General features: G+C 39.6%; 12 protein-coding genes, 6 tRNA genes and 1 rRNA gene. 6 read left to right on the top strand and 13 right to left on the bottom strand.

The window, feature by feature from the left end:
- Positions 1 to 225: 225 nt before the first annotated feature.
- The 9 genes from PVK63_RS17370 to PVK63_RS17330 form a co-directional block, all read right to left on the bottom strand.
- A complete protein-coding gene (locus PVK63_RS17370) occupies positions 226 to 1,167 on the bottom strand; it encodes an ABC transporter permease (RefSeq protein WP_130087958.1) in 942 nt (313 codons plus the stop codon).
- Between the two features lie 2 nt (positions 1,168 to 1,169).
- Positions 1,170 to 2,147 (bottom strand): ABC transporter permease, encoded by a 978-nt coding sequence (locus PVK63_RS17365; protein WP_130087959.1) that lies wholly within the window; start codon positions 2,145 to 2,147, stop codon positions 1,170 to 1,172.
- Positions 2,148 to 2,289: 142 nt separating this feature from the next.
- The gene (locus PVK63_RS17360) at positions 2,290 to 3,843 is read right to left on the bottom strand and encodes an ABC transporter substrate-binding protein (RefSeq protein ID WP_130087960.1); all 1,554 of its coding nucleotides are present in this window, start codon (positions 3,841 to 3,843) and stop codon (positions 2,290 to 2,292) included.
- A gap of 64 nt (positions 3,844 to 3,907) precedes the next feature.
- A complete protein-coding gene (locus PVK63_RS17355; protein WP_165371230.1) occupies positions 3,908 to 5,623 on the bottom strand; it encodes a dipeptide ABC transporter ATP-binding protein in 1,716 nt (571 codons plus the stop codon).
- Between the two features lie 560 nt (positions 5,624 to 6,183).
- Positions 6,184 to 6,260: transfer RNA gene (locus PVK63_RS17350), tRNA-Pro, on the bottom strand.
- 71 nt (positions 6,261 to 6,331) lie between these two features.
- Positions 6,332 to 6,407: transfer RNA gene (locus PVK63_RS17345), tRNA-His, on the bottom strand.
- Positions 6,408 to 6,450: 43 nt separating this feature from the next.
- A tRNA-Pro gene (locus PVK63_RS17340) sits at positions 6,451 to 6,527 on the bottom strand.
- A 72-nt stretch (positions 6,528 to 6,599) separates the two neighbouring features.
- Positions 6,600 to 6,675, bottom strand: a tRNA-His gene (locus tag PVK63_RS17335).
- A 34-nt stretch (positions 6,676 to 6,709) separates the two neighbouring features.
- Positions 6,710 to 6,786, bottom strand: a tRNA-Arg gene (locus PVK63_RS17330).
- A 280-nt stretch (positions 6,787 to 7,066) separates the two neighbouring features.
- Between PVK63_RS17330 and PVK63_RS17325 the strand changes: the two genes are divergently transcribed.
- Entirely contained in the window at positions 7,067 to 7,474 is a 408-nt protein-coding gene (locus PVK63_RS17325; RefSeq protein WP_130048596.1) for a c-type cytochrome, read from the top strand.
- A 74-nt stretch (positions 7,475 to 7,548) separates the two neighbouring features.
- Here the strand turns inward: PVK63_RS17325 and rep are convergent, their stop codons facing one another.
- Entirely contained in the window at positions 7,549 to 9,564 is a 2,016-nt protein-coding gene (gene rep / locus PVK63_RS17320) for a DNA helicase Rep (RefSeq protein WP_130048597.1), read from the bottom strand.
- A 186-nt stretch (positions 9,565 to 9,750) separates the two neighbouring features.
- Between rep and PVK63_RS17315 the strand changes: the two genes are divergently transcribed.
- From PVK63_RS17315 to ubiK, 4 genes are all read left to right on the top strand, one after another.
- A complete protein-coding gene (locus PVK63_RS17315; RefSeq protein ID WP_130087962.1) occupies positions 9,751 to 10,317 on the top strand; it encodes a TetR/AcrR family transcriptional regulator in 567 nt (188 codons plus the stop codon).
- Between the two features lie 18 nt (positions 10,318 to 10,335).
- A complete protein-coding gene (locus PVK63_RS17310) occupies positions 10,336 to 11,442 on the top strand; it encodes an efflux RND transporter periplasmic adaptor subunit (protein ID WP_130045641.1) in 1,107 nt (368 codons plus the stop codon).
- An 11-nt stretch (positions 11,443 to 11,453) separates the two neighbouring features.
- Positions 11,454 to 14,525 carry a multidrug efflux RND transporter permease subunit gene (locus PVK63_RS17305; protein ID WP_130048599.1) on the top strand — a complete coding sequence of 1,024 codons (3,072 nt, stop codon included), beginning with the start codon at positions 11,454 to 11,456 and terminating at the stop codon, positions 14,523 to 14,525.
- A 110-nt stretch (positions 14,526 to 14,635) separates the two neighbouring features.
- A complete protein-coding gene (gene ubiK, locus PVK63_RS17300; RefSeq protein WP_130045639.1) occupies positions 14,636 to 14,887 on the top strand; it encodes a ubiquinone biosynthesis accessory factor UbiK in 252 nt (83 codons plus the stop codon).
- A gap of 82 nt (positions 14,888 to 14,969) precedes the next feature.
- Here the strand turns inward: ubiK and ilvC are convergent, their stop codons facing one another.
- Positions 14,970 to 16,454 (bottom strand): ketol-acid reductoisomerase, encoded by a 1,485-nt coding sequence (gene ilvC, locus PVK63_RS17295; protein WP_130087963.1) that lies wholly within the window; start codon positions 16,452 to 16,454, stop codon positions 14,970 to 14,972.
- Positions 16,455 to 16,581: 127 nt separating this feature from the next.
- On the opposite strand from ilvC, the gene ilvY reads away from it, so the two are divergent.
- Positions 16,582 to 17,466, top strand: coding sequence for an HTH-type transcriptional activator IlvY (gene ilvY, locus PVK63_RS17290; RefSeq protein WP_130045637.1), 885 nt, complete (start codon positions 16,582 to 16,584; stop codon positions 17,464 to 17,466).
- 49 nt (positions 17,467 to 17,515) lie between these two features.
- On the opposite strand, the gene rrf is transcribed toward ilvY, so the two are convergent.
- Positions 17,516 to 17,631 (bottom strand): 5S ribosomal RNA (gene rrf / locus PVK63_RS17285).
- A gap of 17 nt (positions 17,632 to 17,648) precedes the next feature.
- Positions 17,649 to 17,725 (bottom strand) — tRNA-Thr (locus PVK63_RS17280).
- Positions 17,726 to 17,779: the final 54 nt, after the last annotated feature.

The raw sequence follows: 17,779 nt of genomic DNA, 5'->3' as shown, positions 1-17,779 counted from the left end.
CGAGTTGATACTCTCTGTTTTGGTTTAATTCAAATACTCACTGTAAATATTTAAACACACTCTTAGATCCTAACAACTGAGTGAATTATTGCCAGTAAAAGCGACAAATTAGTCAGAAAAACAACAAAATATGCCTAAAATCGTCAATGTAATACATGAAGCATGTTTTACAGACGAAAAAAAAGCGATGAGTAAACCACCGCTTTTTTATTCATTTTATGCTATTTAGCCTTTGTAAATTTTCGGGTTAAACACATCTCTTAACCAGTCACCAAGCAAGTTAATGACTAACACTAACGTCACCAAAACTAACCCTGGAAAAGCAGTAATCCACCACGAACCAGAAAAAATATAGTTAAATCCAATACTGATTAATGATCCTAACGAGGGTTGATCAACTGGCAAACCTAACCCTAAGAAAGAGAGTGCCGCTTCTGACATGATCGCATTCGCAATCTGTACCGTTGAAATAACCAAAATTGGTGATAAACAGTTAGGTAGAATATGACGGAACATAATGCGTGGAGAACGAAACCCCATCACTTTTGCCGCTTCTACATACTCTTTCTTTTTCTCAGCCAGTACCGATGCTCGGATAGTACGTGCATACTGTGGCCATTCAGCAACACCAATAATAACCACTAGCATCACAACAGCATATTGACTGAAAAACTCTGTACCAAAACTGGCTTTAAAGATAGCTGAAACAATAATCGCCACCATCATGGTTGAAAATGATAACTGCACATCGGCAAAGCGCATTAAAAAGCTATCAATTCGTCCACCAAAATAGCCTGCAGACAATCCGATAATAATACCGAGAGTTAACTGTACCGCTACCGCTAAGAAGCCAATCGTCAATGATAAACGTGAACCGTATAAAATGGTTGATAGTACATCACGACCTTGGTCATCCGTTCCAAGAAGGAAACGTTCATCTCCCTCCTCCATCCAAGACGGTGGAAGTTCTGAATCCATGATATCAATTGCGCTTAAATCGTATGGATTGGTTGGCGCAATGACGGGGGACAATAGCGCCCCAAGCACAAAAGTTAGAAATACGGCAAAACTAAACATGGCGACTTTATCGCGCAGGAAGTAATACAGAAAATCCGATGACTTAAATCGTTCCCAACGTGTTGGAACGTGGTTTGTTGTGGTATCCATGATTACGCTCCTTTCCCTGTAATATCTACCGTTGGGTTAATTAATCCATATAACAAATCAACAATGGTGTTTGTTACTACAAAGATTAAGCCCACAAAGATGACGTAAGCGGTAATCAATGGCGTATCTACACGGTTAATCGCCTCTAAGAATAAGAAGCCTGTTCCCGGCCACTGAAATACGGTTTCAGTAAGGATGGTATAAGCCACCATAGTGCCAATCTGAACACCACCTACAGTTAATACTGGCAGCATGGTATTTTTAAGAGCATGTTGGTAATAAATTTTATTTGTTGCAATGCCTTTTGCTTTAGAAAATTTAATGTATTCAGAACTCAGCACTTCTAGCATTTCAGAGCGAACCAAACGAATAAAAAGAGGAAGCATGATTGAAGCAAGGGAAATACAAGGCAATACCAAGTGAGCCAATCCATCAATGGTAAAAAAGCCTGATTCCCAACCTAATAAATTATAGGTTTCACCTCGTCCATAAGACGGTAGCCAATTTAATTCGATAGAGAATACGTACATCAACATAATTGCCGTTAGGAACACAGGTATCGATATACCAATACTACTGAACGCCATTATCGCTTTTGTGAAAATACTTTTTGGATGAATAGCCGAATAAACACCAAGAGGTATCGAAAGAAATACAATAATAATTGCCGCCCCTAATACTAATTCGAGGGTCGCGACTAATTTATCAAGAATCACTTCTACCGCTGGTTTTTTGAAAAAATATGACGTGCCCAAGTCACCTTGAACCGCATTAGTAATAAAACGAGTGTACTTTGTGATAAATGGGTCATTTAACCCTAAATCGTCTCTCAGAGCTTGACGCTCAGCTTCTGAAACGGATTGCCCAACCAATTCACGTAACGGGTCACCCAAATTATCTTGGATGGAAAACGCAACCAGACTGATCACAAACATCACTATCAGTGCCTGAAACAGGCGCTTGACCAGAAACGTAAACATTCCTTGTCCCCTTCTTAATCCTAAAAATGATATAGAAAATATATCCATATCTAACAAATTGTTGGTATTACTTTTTTATCAATGAATCTCTTATGACGAATAAAGGTTGCCCTGAATATCAGGACAACCTTTTTACAGACAGTTACTTAACGACTAAATCGCCAAAGTATGGGTACTCCATTGCATTTACGATTGGTTTGATATCAATATTAGATTTCGCACCCCACGCAAGATTTTGCCAATGCAGTGGAACAAACGCCGCATCGTTATACAGTGTATCTTCTACTGTTTTTAGCATTGCGCTACGTTTTGCAGGATCCGTTTCCACATTTGCCGCTTCAACTAAACGGTCAACTTCTGGGTTTGAGTAATGACCACAGTTGTACTGACCTTTACCTGTTTCTTCATTACGAGTCATTGTTAGGAACTCAGAGAAGTTTGCTGAATCTTCAGTATCTGAATGCCAACCGATCATCATCATGTCAGCAGAACACAAATCAAACTCTGGCCAGTACTGCGCTTTTGGTAATGTTTTTAAATCAACCTTGATACCAATCTTCGATAGCATCGCTGCTGCTGCTTGAGCAATTTTTGCATCATTAACATAACGGTTGTTTGGTGCCATCATGCTAAGTTTGAAGCCTTCTTCGTAACCCGCTTCTTTCATTAGTTGTTTTGCTTTCTTAAGATCGTAACGTGGCACTAAATCAGCATCATAACCTGAGTAACCAGAAGGGCCTTGTTGACCAGCGGTTGTTGCAAAGCCTTTCATGATCTTCTTAACAATACCTTCATTATTGATTGCATGGACGATTGCCTGACGAACACGGACATCTTTTAGTGCTTCATTACTGTTCTGGTTCATTTGGAAAGTGATAATACGAGTACCAGGTAGCGTAACTAACTCAATACCTTTGGTATTTTTCACTCGTTTGTGATCATTTGGAGCCACTGGAGCGATAATATCTACATCACCTGAAAGTAAAGCAGCAACACGTGTTGCATTTTCTTTTATTGGAACAAGAGTTAATTCATCTACGTTACCAGGTGAGTTGGTATCCCAGTAACCATCGAAACGATCAAAAACAACTTTTACGCCTTGTTCACGAGATTTAACGACAAATGGACCGGTACCAGAGATGTGCGTTGAAGCGAATGAATTACCGTGTTTTACGATTTCAGACTTATCTTTACCCTCTTCTGTTTTTCCAGAATAGAACTTACTGTCCATTGGGAAAAGGTATGTTGCTGTCTGTAAAACTAACGGATAAGCGCCTTTAGAAACAAGCTCAACGGTGTAATCATCAATTTTAACTAGCTTTTCATACGGTTCAAAAATCGCTTTAAAATCAGGCGAGTCTTTTAGACGATCAAAAGTCCAAACAACATCATCAGCTGTCATTTCATTACCTGAATGAAACTTAACGCCTTTACGTAGATTGAAGCGGAAGGTTTTGTCGTCAATACGTTCCCACTTTTCAGCAAGACGCGGTTCAAAGTCGAATGACTGCGTATAACGAACTAGGGGATCAAACACCATATGAGAAAGCTGTAGCGTACCACCGGATAATTGCTCATGCGGATCAAGCGATACAGGATCGGCATCATAAGCAACGGTAATATCTGCTGCTGCCGCACTAAAACTTAGGCCTGCTGCCATCAATGCGATAGCTAATTTTGTCTTCATGGTTTTCATTGCATAACTCCTTATGCGGGAATGTTTCCCTAGTTTGTTGTATTTGTACTTATTATTAGACGGTTTACACCGCAGTTGCGTTCTCTCTTAAACCTTTAAATTCAGGCATAAGTGAAATTAATTGTTTGCTGTATTCATGCTGAGGGTTGGTATAAAGGTTTTCTGTTGGAGCCACTTCTAATAAGGTTCCCATTTGCATCACACCAACGCGATCACACATTTGACGAATAACAGGTAAATCGTGACTGATAAACAACATGGTTAGATTTAACTCATCCTGTAAATCTTTTAATAAGTTGAGGATCTGTGCTTGTACCGATACATCCAAAGCTGACGTTGGTTCATCACAAATTAATAGACGCGGTCGTGTAGCTAACGCACGAGCAATAGAGATACGTTGGCGCTGACCACCTGAAAACTCATGTGGATACTTCAAGGCCGCCATTCGACCCAAACCAACGTGATCCAAAAGATCATTAACGATCTGTTGCGTTTCTGATTCTGAACGCGTTAATTTATGGAAGCGAATTGGCTCAGCGATGATATCGAAGATTTTCATGCGTGGATTCATTGAGGTGTATGGGTTTTGAAACACCATCTGCATTTGACGACGCATTGGGCGACGTTCTTTTTCAGATTTTAATGCGGTTAGATCAATCCCTTCAAAAGTGACCGAGCCAGAGTTAGGCGGATATAATCCTGAGATAATACGCGCAATGGTAGATTTACCTGACCCAGACTCTCCCACAAGACCAAACGTTTCACCTTCATGTATTTCAAAGCTGACATTATTTGATGCCTGAACGTATTCACGACGGCTTTCAAAAAATGAATCTTTGGTTATAAAGCGAAGGTTTACATTTTCAACCTTTAATAGAGGGCCTGTATATTCTCGCTGATCTTGGCTTTGTCCTAGCCAATGGTTTTTTACATCAATCGGCTCATGCTCAACCGCCTCTTCGATATAACTAACAAGAGGAAAACGATCTAATTTGATGTCTGAACGAGGAACCGCGGAGATAAGACTGCGTGTGTATGAATGGTCAGGATCACCCAGAACTTTCTCTGTCTTACCAAACTCAACCAAGTCGCCACGGAACATTACTGCGACTTTATCAGTGACGTTCGATACGACACCCATATCATGGGTCACTAGCATACAACCTACGTTTTTCTTAACACATAAATCACGGATAAGACTTAAGATCTGATCTTGAATCGATACATCGAGTGCAGTCGTTGGCTCATCAGCAATAATAAGATCGGGCTCACCTGCTAAGGCTATCGCAATAACAACACGTTGGCGCATACCACCTGAAAATTGGTGTGGGTATTGTTTTAAGCGATTCTCTGGTTGTGGGATACCAACTTGTTCCATTAACGAAAGTGCACGTGCATAAGCTTCTTCTGCTGATACTTTTAAATTTGCGTGGATCGTTTCGGTTAACTGTTGTTCAACGGTGAATAAAGGATTGAGAGAGGTCATTGGGTCTTGAAAAATAAAACCAATTTTAGAACCTCTAACTTTACGCATTTCTTCAGAAGTTAATCCTGATACTTTTTCGCCATCAAGAAAAACATCTCCTCCTGCAATAACTCCTGGGGGGCTCAGTAGATCAATAACGGCATTACCGACTGTCGACTTACCGGCTCCTGACTCACCAACAACACCAACAATCTCACCACGCTCAATTGAAAATGACAGTGACTTCACCGCAGCATGAACGCCATGACGAGATGGGTATTCAATACGTAAATTTTTAACTTCTAAAAGTGACATTATCAGACTCCGACTACTCGACAGCATCCTGCCCTGTCTGCACATTGATTCCATTCGAAACAACAATAAATGTTGTAACTTAACTAGGAAACCAATGTAGTCAATTATTCACATAAAAGCAACAATTAAAGAGCTTTAATCTATTTAATGCTAATTAAATGAATAAAAAATCATGGAGCATGAAAATAAACCATTCAATCTCACTCTTAACACTCATTAGTGATCTAGATAAAACAAGAACTTAATGACAAAAACAAAAATACTCATACAGTGATAAAATATTCAGGAAACCAGCATGATTTACATAATTAATCTTAACATTTTTAACAGTGTGATATTTTAATATGAGATAACCATTCAACAATTCATTTTGCATATATGTAAAGTATCGATATATATAATGGATTTTATATACATAAGAAGATGGTATAACTACTTTAATCGTATTAAATAAGAAGAAGAGAAGAGCAAAATAATATAGCGATAATGTGATGATGGTGAGAATTTTCTATCTATCAGAAATGAAAAAAGCCTCGTCATTTCTGACGAGGCTTTTAATGTGGTCGGTGAAGAGGGATTCGAACCCCCGACCCTCTGGTCCCAAACCAGATGCGCTACCAAGCTGCGCTATTCACCGATGTTTTTGTTTGATTTCTGGGATGTTACTTAAATCAAACTGGAAACTTATAAAAGCTACCAATAAATTAATGGGGTGGCTAACGAGATTCGAACTCGCGACCACCGGAATCACAATCCAGGGCTCTACCAACTGAGCTATAGCCACCACTAATTTTTTATATAACCGCTTATCGCGATTATTGAAATAGTGGTCGGTGAAGAGGGATTCGAACCCCCGACCCTCTGGTCCCAAACCAGATGCGCTACCAAGCTGCGCTATTCACCGACTTGTTTTCGTCTCGATTCTTGGGATGTTGCTTGAATCAAAACTGGAAACTTATAAAAGCTACCAAAATAATGGGGTGGCTAACGAGATTCGAACTCGCGACCACCGGAATCACAATCCAGGGCTCTACCAACTGAGCTATAGCCACCACTACTTTTTTTGCCGTTAATTTGTAATCCGGATGGCACGCCCGAAAGGATTCGAACCTTCGACCTTTGGCTCCGGAGGCCAACGCTCTATCCAACTGAGCTACGGGCGTATACCCTATCGGCGGAGAGGAATAATACGGATCTGCGTGACCTTCGTCTAGTGTTTTTTTTACTTTTTTTGTCGTTTGGTCTCTTTTTCAACAATTCCTTGGTATTTATCCTCATTTTCTTTGGGTATAGTGGTTTATTGCAACAATTTAAGCAGATATAATCACTCAATATTTACACGAAGTTAACGAAGCTGTTTAACTAAATTCGTTTTTCTGCTCGGTAAATACAATAAAACGGGCTTAAGCCAATAATAATAACTGGGAGTGTAAAGTGAGCTTTATGGAAAAATCTATTCGTAACATCATTATTGCAACGGTTGCTGCATTAACTTTTTCAACTACCTCTTTTGCAGCAGGTAACTCTGACGATGCAATTGCTGAGCGAATTAAGCCAGTTGGTCAAGTTTATCTAGCAAGTGACGTGCCTGTGGTTGAAGAGCCAACGGGCCCTCGTTCTGGCGAGCAAGTTTACAGTACTTTTTGTATTGCATGTCATGCCACTGGCGCAGCTGGTGCCCCAAAAACACAAGATGCAGCGGATTGGGCACCTCGTATAGCTAAGGGTATCGATACACTCAATAACCACGCTCTTAATGGTTTTAATGCAATGCCAGCTCGCGGCTCTTGTATGAATTGTTCTGATGATGAAGTTATTGCGGCGGTTGAGCATTTAATTAAAGGCTTATAACCTGATTATTATCTTCATTTAGCTCAATCATAAAAAATGCCCACTGTGTTATCAGTGGGCATTTTTGTGTCTGTTTACTTCTTAAGCATGGCTCTAAGATTAGCGATGTTTGCTTTTCCTCTTTCCATTCTTTCTTCTTGAGTCGGCTTTGGTTTTTTCATTTCCCAATCCAGATCATCATGTGGAAGCTCTTCCAAGAATCGACTTGGTTCTGGTCGAATCAATTCACCATACTGACGACGTTCTTTACATAATGTAAAGGTGAGTTCTTTTTGGGCTCGAGTGATCCCTACATAAGCCAATCGTCGCTCTTCTTCTACATTATCTTCATCAATACTTACTTGGTGAGGCAAAATCCCCTCTTCAGCGCCAATTAAGTAAACGTATGGAAATTCAAGGCCTTTAGAGGCATGCAAAGTCATTAGTTGAACTTGATCTGCACCATCTTCGTCTTCACCGCGCTCCATCATGTCTCGAAGTGTAAGGCGCTGCACTACCTCTTTTAATGTCTTCTCTTCATTATCGTAATTATCACCTTCTAAATCGGCAACAATCCATGAATACAAATCAGAGACGTTTTTCATTCTCATCTCTGCGGCTTTTGCACTGGTTGATGTTTCATACAACCAGTCTTCATAATGAATGTCTTTTACTAACGAACGCACCGCTTCTACTGTATTACCTCGCTCAGCATTTTCAGAAATAGACACTATCCAATGAGAGAATCGACGTAAAGATTCTAAACCTCGCCCAGAAAGCGTTTGCTCTAAACCTAGCTCAAAACTGGCTTCAAATAAGCTTTTTCCTCTCATATTGGCATAGGTACCCAATTTTTCTAGAGTTACAGGGCCAATTTCACGACGAGGTGTATTCACTACTCGTAAAAAAGCATTGTCATCATCTGGATTTGTCAGTAAGCGTAGATAAGCCATGATGTCTTTAATCTCTGCACGTGCAAAAAATGAGGTCCCGCCTGAAATTTTATAAGGTACTCGGTTTTGCATTAACGATTTTTCAATCAAACGTGACTGATGATTACCTCGGTATAGCACCGCATAATCTTTGTAGTCTGTTCGATTCAAGAAGCGATGTGCTATCAACTCACCAACAACTCGCTCCGCTTCGTGCTCATCATCTTTAGCGGTTAAAACCTTAATCTGCTCTCCATCTGGGATTTCAGAGAATAGACGTTTTTCAAATACGTGTGGATTATTGGCTATCAATATATTAGCCGCTCGCAAAATTCGGCTCGTTGAACGGTAGTTTTGCTCTAACTTTATGACACGCAAAGCTGGGTAATCTTCATTTAGAAGTACTAAGTTTTGAGGCTTTGCTCCACGCCATGAGTAAATTGACTGATCATCATCGCCCACCACGGTTAATCGCCCTCTTTCACCCACCAATAACTTAACTAATTCATATTGGCTTGTATTGGTGTCTTGATATTCATCAACCAGAAGATAGCGGATCTTCATTTGCCAGCGCTCTCGTACCTCTTGGTTATTACGAAGTAGAAGAACGGGAAGTGAAATTAAATCATCAAAATCAAGAGCGTTATACGCTTTCATTTGAGTGAGGTACATTTCATAGCAAAAAGCAAACAGCTGATCTTGCTCTGAACGCGCAAAACCTTTGACTTGCGCTGGTGTCAGCATGTCATTTTTCCAATTCGAGATACTACTCAATAACTGACGTAATAAATCTTTATCTCCATCGATCTGTTTTTCTGTTAATTCTTTTAATAGAGCAAGCTGGTCTTGATCATCAAATAATGAAAAACCAGCTTTTAAACCTAATATTTTGTATTCACGACGAATAATATCCAACCCAAGCGAGTGAAAGGTTGAAACCATTAATCCACGAGACTCTTGTTTACTAAGGGTTTGACCTACGCGCTCTTTCATTTCTCGAGCTGCTTTATTGGTAAACGTCACAGCAGCGATATTTCTCGCCTTATAGCCACACTGTTGAACTAAGTAGGCAATTTTATTGGTAATTACGCGAGTTTTACCCGAGCCTGCACCAGCCAATACTAAACATGGTCCAGAGACAAACTTTACGGCCTCATCTTGCTGTGGATTAAGTCTCATTAATCACCTATTAAATCGTTAATGAATATTTGCGCCTATAATAAAGCTGTCGTTGATGGAATACCATGTAAACCATCGAGGAAAAAGCGTGATCTTTACGTTTCTTGACACAAAAACAGATTACATTTTATTCATCGTAGCCTAAAATAATGAATGAACGTTCATTCATTTCATAAGGATCAGTTTATGAAGGAAAAGCGTCAGCTCATTCTTGAATCGGCTGAGCAATTATTAGCGACAGACGGGTTTCGTGGCTTATCCATGCAGAAGGTCGCTAACCAAGCCGGAGTTGCTGCTGGCACGATATATCGCTACTTTGATGATAAAGAAGCATTAATCGAAGAAATAAAATTGAATGTTATGCGACGTGTTGCATTTGCTATCCAAGAAAATGTACAAGATTCAGACCCAATTAAAGTCCGATTTCGTACTATGTGGCTTAACATTTGGCACTTTGCTATTTCAGAGAAGAATACTTTTTTGAATCGTAATCAATACGACTCACTCCCTTCTTCTGATCTAGTAAAATTTAAGGAACTAGAGGAAGAAATGTTTGCCCAAGTAAACCAACTCTTTATTGATGGACTTGAGCAAAGCGTATTTAAACCTCTAAGTGTAGAAATATTAACTGGCCTGAGCTTAGAAGCGAGTGTTTGTTTAGCTCGTAAGCATGCTCAAGGTTTTTTTACTTTAACAAACGATGATCTCGATGCGGCTATTGAAGCTAGCTGGGATGCCATTATCAAACACTAATTCGGAGTTCTAATCAGAATGAAAAAGTGGACTTTCTTTATGTTGCTTCTTGCACTACTTCTTTTCGGTAGTGTGATTGGTTTTAACATGTTTAAACAACAAAAAATCGCTGAGTATATGGCTAACCGACCAGAGCCCGAGTTCCCTGTTACGGTTGAAACCATTGCTTCATCTCATTGGACTCCAACTATTGAAGCTATCGGCTTTATTGAACCTAACCAAGGTGTCACGTTAACAACTGAAGTTAATGGCATCATTGATAAAATTTCGTTTGATTCTGGCAGCCAAGTAAAAAAAGGCCAAGTATTAGTTTCTCTTGATTCTAAAGTAGAAAAGGCAAACTTAAAGAGTACTGAAGCGCGCCTTCCTGCAGCTGAAGCTAAATATAAACGTTATAAAGGCTTATACAAGAAAGGTTCTATTTCAAAAGAAGCATACGATGAAGCAGAAGCAAATTACTTCTCTCTTGCTGCTGATATTGAAGGCATGAAAGCATCTATTGATCGTCGTGAAATCAAAGCGCCTTTCAGCGGTGTAATTGGTATTCGTAATGTATATCTTGGCCAATATTTACAACCAAGTACTGACATCGTTCGTTTAGAAGATACAAGTATCATGCGTTTACGCTTTACTGTTCCTCAAACAGACATCTCACGCATTAATATTGGACAAGAAATCGATATTTCAATTGATTCTTACCCTGCGGACATCTTCAAAGGCTCAATTAGTGCTATTGAACCTGCGGTAAATATTCAAAGTGGTTTAATCGAAGTTCAAGCTGATATCCCTAATAACGGTGGAAAACTGCGTAGTGGTATGTTTGCTCGCGCTGAAATTATTCTACCTACATTAGAAAACCAAGTGGTAATTCCTCAAACTTCAATTACCTATACGCTTTATGGTGATAACGTTTATCTTGTCACTGAAAAAGACGGCGTAAAACGCGTTCAACAGCACGTTGTAAAAGTAGGTGAGCGTTCAGAAGCAATTGCTCATATTCTTGAAGGTGTTAAACCTGGCGATGTAGTTGTAACTACAGGTCAAGTTCGTTTAAGCAATGATGCGAAAGTTCGTATTGTGGAAAGCGACGCGACAACACCACCTGCTGAAACACCAATGCTGTAATCGGAGGAACTATGCGCTTTACTGATGTTTTTATTAAACGTCCAGTTTTAGCGGTATCGATCAGCTTTTTGATTGCTTTGCTTGGTATTCAAGCAATTTTCAAAATGCAAGTTCGTGAATACCCTGAAATGACGAATACCGTTGTAACGGTAACAACCAGCTATTACGGTGCGAGTGCTGACCTTATTCAAGGCTTCATAACTCAACCCTTAGAACAAGCGGTTGCCCAAGCAGATAATATTGACTTTATGACCTCACAATCGGTAATGGGACAATCAACCATTACGGTTACGATGAAGTTAAACACTGATCCAAATGCAGCCTTGTCTGATATTTTGGCTAAGACAAACTCTGTACGATCTCAACTACCAAAAGAGTCTGAAGATCCAACAGTAACCATGTCTACAGGGTCGACAACTTCTGTTCTTTATATTGGTTTTACAAGTGATGAGTTAGTATCGAGTCAGATTACCGATTACTTAGAGCGAGTTGTTAACCCTCAACTATTTACTGTTAATGGTGTATCAAAAGTAGATCTTTATGGTGGTATGAAGTACGCACTGCGTATCTGGCTAGACCCAGCACGTATGGCTGCTATTGATATGACGGCAACGGATGTTATGGGTGTTTTAAGTGCCAATAACTTTCAATCTGCTGCAGGTCAAGCTACGGGGGAATTTGTTCTTTATAACGGCAGTGCTGATACTCAAGTTTCTAATGTTGAAGAATTAGAAAATCTTGTTATTAGAACGAGTGATGGGGAAATTGTTCGCCTGAGCGATATCGCAAAAGTTTCTCTTGAAAAGAGCCATGACGTTTATCGTGCAAGTGCTAACGGACAAGAAGCCGTTGTTGCTGCGATAAATGCCGCTCCAAGTGCTAACCCGATTAACATTGCCGCTGATGTACTTGAGCTTCTTCCTCAATTAGAGAAGAACTTACCAAGTAATATCAAAATGAACATCATGTATGACTCTACGATTGCAATTAATGAGTCTATTCATGAAGTAATTAAAACTATCATTGAAGCTGCATTAATCGTACTGATCGTTATTACGTTATTCTTAGGTTCTTTCCGAGCAGTTATTATCCCGATTGTAACCATCCCATTATCACTTATTGGTGTGGCAATGGTAATGCAAGCAATGGGATTCTCTTGGAACTTGATGACTCTATTAGCAATGGTTCTTGCAATCGGCTTGGTGGTAGATGATGCTATCGTTGTTTTAGAAAACGTCGACCGTCATATCAAGTTAGGCGAAACCCCTTTCCGAGCGGCAATTATCGGTACTCGTGAAATTGCGGTTCCGGTTATTGCAATGACATTAACACTTGGTGCGGTATATGCTCCAATCGCAATGATGGGTGGTATTACAGGCTCTCTATTTAAAGAGTTTGCACTAACGCTAGCAGGTTCGGTATTTGTTTCCGGTATCGTAGCACTAACGCTGTCTCCGATGATGTGTTCTAAAATGCTAGTGGCAAATGAAGAGCCAAATCGCTTTGAGAAAAAAGTACATCATATTTTAGATGGCATGAGTGATCGTTATGAGGTAATGCTAAACACAATCATGACTCGCCGCCCTGTAATTATTGGTTTTGCTGTTATTGTTTTTGCTACCCTTCCATTGTTATTTAAGTTCATTCCAAGTGAACTGGCACCATCGGAAGATAAAGGGGTAATCATGTTGATGGGTACAGCTCCTTCAACAGCAAACCTTGATTACATGCAGAATACGATGAATGATGTAAATAAAATTTTGTCAAATCAACCAGAGGTTGCCTTTGCTCAAGTATTTACAGGTGTGCCTAATGCAAACCAAGCGTTTGGTATCGCATCAATGGTTCCTTGGAGTGAGCGAACAACAAGCCAGGCTGAAGTAGCTAAACGTGTTGGTGAGTTAGTACAGGATATTCCTGGAATGGCAGTAACAGCCTTCCAAATGCCTGAACTACCAGGTGCTGGTTCTGGTCTTCCAATTCAATTTGTTATTACAACACCAAATAGCTTTGAAAGCTTATTCCAAATCGCCACTGAAGTACTAACAAGCGTTAAAGGTAGCCCACTGTTTGTTTACTCTGATCTTGATTTGAATTTTGATTCAGCAACAATGAAGATCAACATAGATAAAGATAAAGCTGGCGCTTACGGTATTACCATGCAAGATATTGGTATTACACTAAGTACAATGATGGCAGATGGTTACGTTAACCGAATCGATCTTAGCGGACGTTCGTATGAGGTTATCCCTCAAGTAGAGCGTAAATACCGTCTTAACCCTGAATCAATGAACAACTACTATGTTCGTTCAACCAGCGGTGAAGCAGTTCCTCTTGGCAGTTTAATCTCTATTGATGTTGTTGCTGAACCAAGGTCACTGCCTCACTTCAACCAATTAAACTCAGCGACTATTGGTGCAGTACCCTCTCCAGGTATCGCTATGGGTGATGCGATTGTATGGTTTGAAGATTTGGCGGCTAGCACACTACCAAGTGGCTATAACCATGACTATATGGGTGAAGCTCGTCAATACGTAACTGAAGGTAGCGCACTATACGCTACGTTTGGCTTGGCACTAGCTATCATCTTCTTGGTTCTTGCTATTCAATTTGAATCAGTACGAGATCCATTGGTAATCATGGTTTCTGTTCCACTCGCTATTTGTGGTGCTTTAATCGCTCTTGCATGGGGTGCCGCGACAATGAATATCTACTCTCAAGTTGGTTTGATTACGCTTGTAGGCTTGATTACTAAGCATGGTATTCTTATTTGTGAAGTGGCAAAAGAAGAGCAACTCCATCACCTCAAGAATCGTATGGAAGCCGTAACTGAAGCTGCTAAAGTTCGTCTACGTCCAATCCTAATGACGACTGCGGCAATGATTGCAGGTCTAATCCCACTGATGTATGCCTCAGGTGCAGGTGCTGCTCAACGTTTCAGTATCGGTATTGTTATCGTTGCTGGTTTAGCAATTGGTACGTTATTTACATTATTCGTACTACCTGTCATCTACAGCTACTTAGCAAGTGAACATAAACCATTACCTGTTTTTGAAGAAGGTAAAGAGATTAAAGAGTCTTAATGACGATTTAAAAATTAAAGGCTACTTCGGTAGCCTTTTTTTTATTTGACTAGCGACAATTGGCAAGGCTTTACTTAGAATAAAGAAAAGTATTCAATTAAGGGTAAATGATGTTTGATCCAAAAAAATTAGAGCAAGTTGCAAAACAAATTCATGACTCAATGCCTCAACCAGTTAAAGAGTTAGGCAGTGATGTTGAACAAAAAGTACGTCAGGTTATCCAAGGGCAACTAAACAAACTTGATGTGGTAAGTAGAGAGGAATTTGATGTTCAAACTCAAGTCCTACTGCGCACTCGTCAAAAACTAACAGTAATGGAACAAAAACTTGCTGAGTTAGAAGAAAAACTGTCAGAAAAGTAGTTTTGATATGTTCATAATTTACACATAAAAAAATGGCTTAACCATCATAGGTTAAGCCATTTTTATGTTCATTTGGTACTAATTAACCGCCAACTGCAATGCGTTTCATATCACTCATATAGCTGCGTAGCTCTTCACCAATATATTCAACTGGGTGGTTACGAATTGCTTCGTTAACAGCAATCAGAGTTGCATTATCTACCTGGTTTGATGTTTCACCTAAACCACGACCAATAACGTTTGTTTCAACTGAAGGCATAAACTTCTCACGAAGTAATGGTGTTGCTACATTAGCGAACAGATAGTTACCGTATTCAGCCGTATCAGAAATAACAACATTCATTTCATATAGACGCTTACGTGCAACTGTATTTGCAATCAGCGGCAACTCATGTAGAGATTCATAATAAGCCGATTCATCAATGATACCAGAAGCCGTCATTGCTTCGAATGCAAGCTCAACACCAGCGCGAACCATCGCAACTAAAAGAATACCATTATCAAAGTATTCCTGCTCTGAGATTTCTACATCCGATTCTGGGTAATTTTCAAATGCTGTTTGGCCTGTTTCTTCACGCCAACCTAATAGGTTTACGTCATCATTAGCCCAATCAGCCATCATTGTACGAGAAAATTCACCTTGGATGATGTCATCCATGTGTTTATTATAAAGAGGACGCATTAAGTCTTTTAGTTCTTCTGAAAGCTCAAATGCTTTTACTTTTGCAGGGTTTGATAAACGATCCATCATATGAGTTACGCCACCAAACTTTAGTGCTTCAGTGATTGTTTCCCAACCGTACTGAAGAAGTTTACCGGCATAGCCTGGTTCAATGCCATCAGCGATCATTTTTTCATAAGATACAATAGAGCCAGCTTGTAACATACCACACAGGATAGTTTGCTCACCCATTAAGTCTGACTTAACTTCAGCAACAAAAGAAGACTCAAGACAACCAGCACGGTGACCACCAGTACCAGCAGCCCAAGCTTTCGCTATATCCCAGCCTTCACCTTTAGGGTCATTTTCAGGATGAACAGCGATTAGTGTTGGAACACCAAAGCCACGCTTATATTCTTCACGTACTTCTGTACCAGGACACTTAGGAGCAACCATAACTACTGTTAAGTCTTTACGGATTTGCATACCCTCCTCAACAACATTAAAGCCGTGAGAATAACCTAGCGCTGCACCTTCCTTCATTAAAGGCATAACCGTTTCAACAACATTTGTATGTTGCTTATCTGGAGTTAGGTTAACAACAAGATCGGCTTGAGGAATTAAATTTTCATAGCTATCTACTACAAAATTATTTTCTTTCGCGTTTTTATATGACTGGCGCTGCTCATCAATTGCAGCTTGACGCAATGCATAAGCTACATCTAAACCTGAATCTCGCATATTAAGACCTTGGTTAAGACCTTGTGCACCACAACCTACAATAACCACCTTTTTACCTTTAAGGTAATCAGCCTCTGTTGCAAATTCTTCGCGGTCCATAAAGCGACAACGACCTAGCTGATCCAGTTGTTCACGTAAATTTAGCGTATTAAAGTAGTTAGCCATGATAAAACTCCATAAATATCATTTAATCCATTAGGATGATCTTGTGTATAAAAAGATAATAACGAAAGATTAACATTGTCAAAAGTGATATATTAGCAACACATGATTGCAAAATTGACAACATAAAATGAATATAAAACTTTTACAAACATTCCTACATCTTTGCGAAAGTCATAGTTTTACTCAGACATCAAAAGCAATGCACCTGAGTCCATCAGCATTAAGCCGGCAAGTTCAAAAGCTAGAAGATGAAATTGGACATCCATTATTTATTAGAGATAATCGAAGTGTTGAATTAACCACTGCGGCAAAACAACTTATTCCAGTAGCTTTGAATATCTGTTCAGAATGGAGTGGCTACAAAGCAAGTTCCAATATTGTAAATAATACCCTCAAAGGACAACTCAATTTATTCTGTTCAGTGACAGCTAGCTACAGTCACCTCCCTCAATTATTAAATGATTTTAAAGTTAACTATCCACACATTGATATTAAGCTATCTACTGGAGATCCTGCTCAAGCAATTGATAAAATTGAATCCTCTGAGGTTGATATTGCTATTTCTGCACTACCTGAAAAATTATCAAACAAACTCGCTTTTGAAATTATTAGTGAAATTCCACTCTCCATCATCGCTCCAATAGGCAATAATCATTTTATTAGTGAAATTAATAAAGAAACAACAAACTGGAAATCATTACCATTTATCCTTCCAGAATCAGGGACTGCAAGAAATAGAGCAAATCAATGGTTTAAAGATCAAAAGATTAAACCAACTATTTATGCACAAGTATCAGGACACGAGGCAATTGTTAGTATGGTCGCATTAGGATGTGGAATTGGTATAGCACCAGACGTAGTAATAAATAACAGTCCAGTAAAAGATAAGGTTCAGCGTTTAAACATATCACCAATAGCGCCTTTTAAATTGGGCTTATGCTGTAAGAAGTCAAAATTAAATGACTCAGTCATTCAGGCGCTATGGCAAGTAGCCGAAAATACATTTATTTGATGGTTAAAACGAAAAAAGGCTTCCCAATGGGAAGCCTTTAAGAATTTGAGCCTAGCGATGTCCTACTCTCACATGGGGAAACCCCACACTACCATCGGCGCTATTACGTTTCACTTCTGAGTTCGGCATGGGATCAGGTGGGTCCATAACGCTATGGTCGCTAAGCAAAATCTGTTAGTAAATGGTGCTGATACCCAGACTCGAACTGGGGACCTCACCCTTACCAAGGGTGCGCTCTACCGGGCTGAGCTATATCAGCAATACTATTTACTTATGTAATCGAAAAAAAGCCATCCAAAGGATGGCTTTTTTA

Origin of the sequence: Aliivibrio sp. S2TY2 (genome assembly GCF_028765525.1) — a bacterium.
GTDB classification, from domain to species: domain Bacteria; phylum Pseudomonadota; class Gammaproteobacteria; order Enterobacterales; family Vibrionaceae; genus Aliivibrio; species Aliivibrio finisterrensis_A.
The sequence above is the reverse complement of the archived record's forward strand: the minus strand, read 5'-3'. Positions and strand labels throughout refer to the sequence as shown.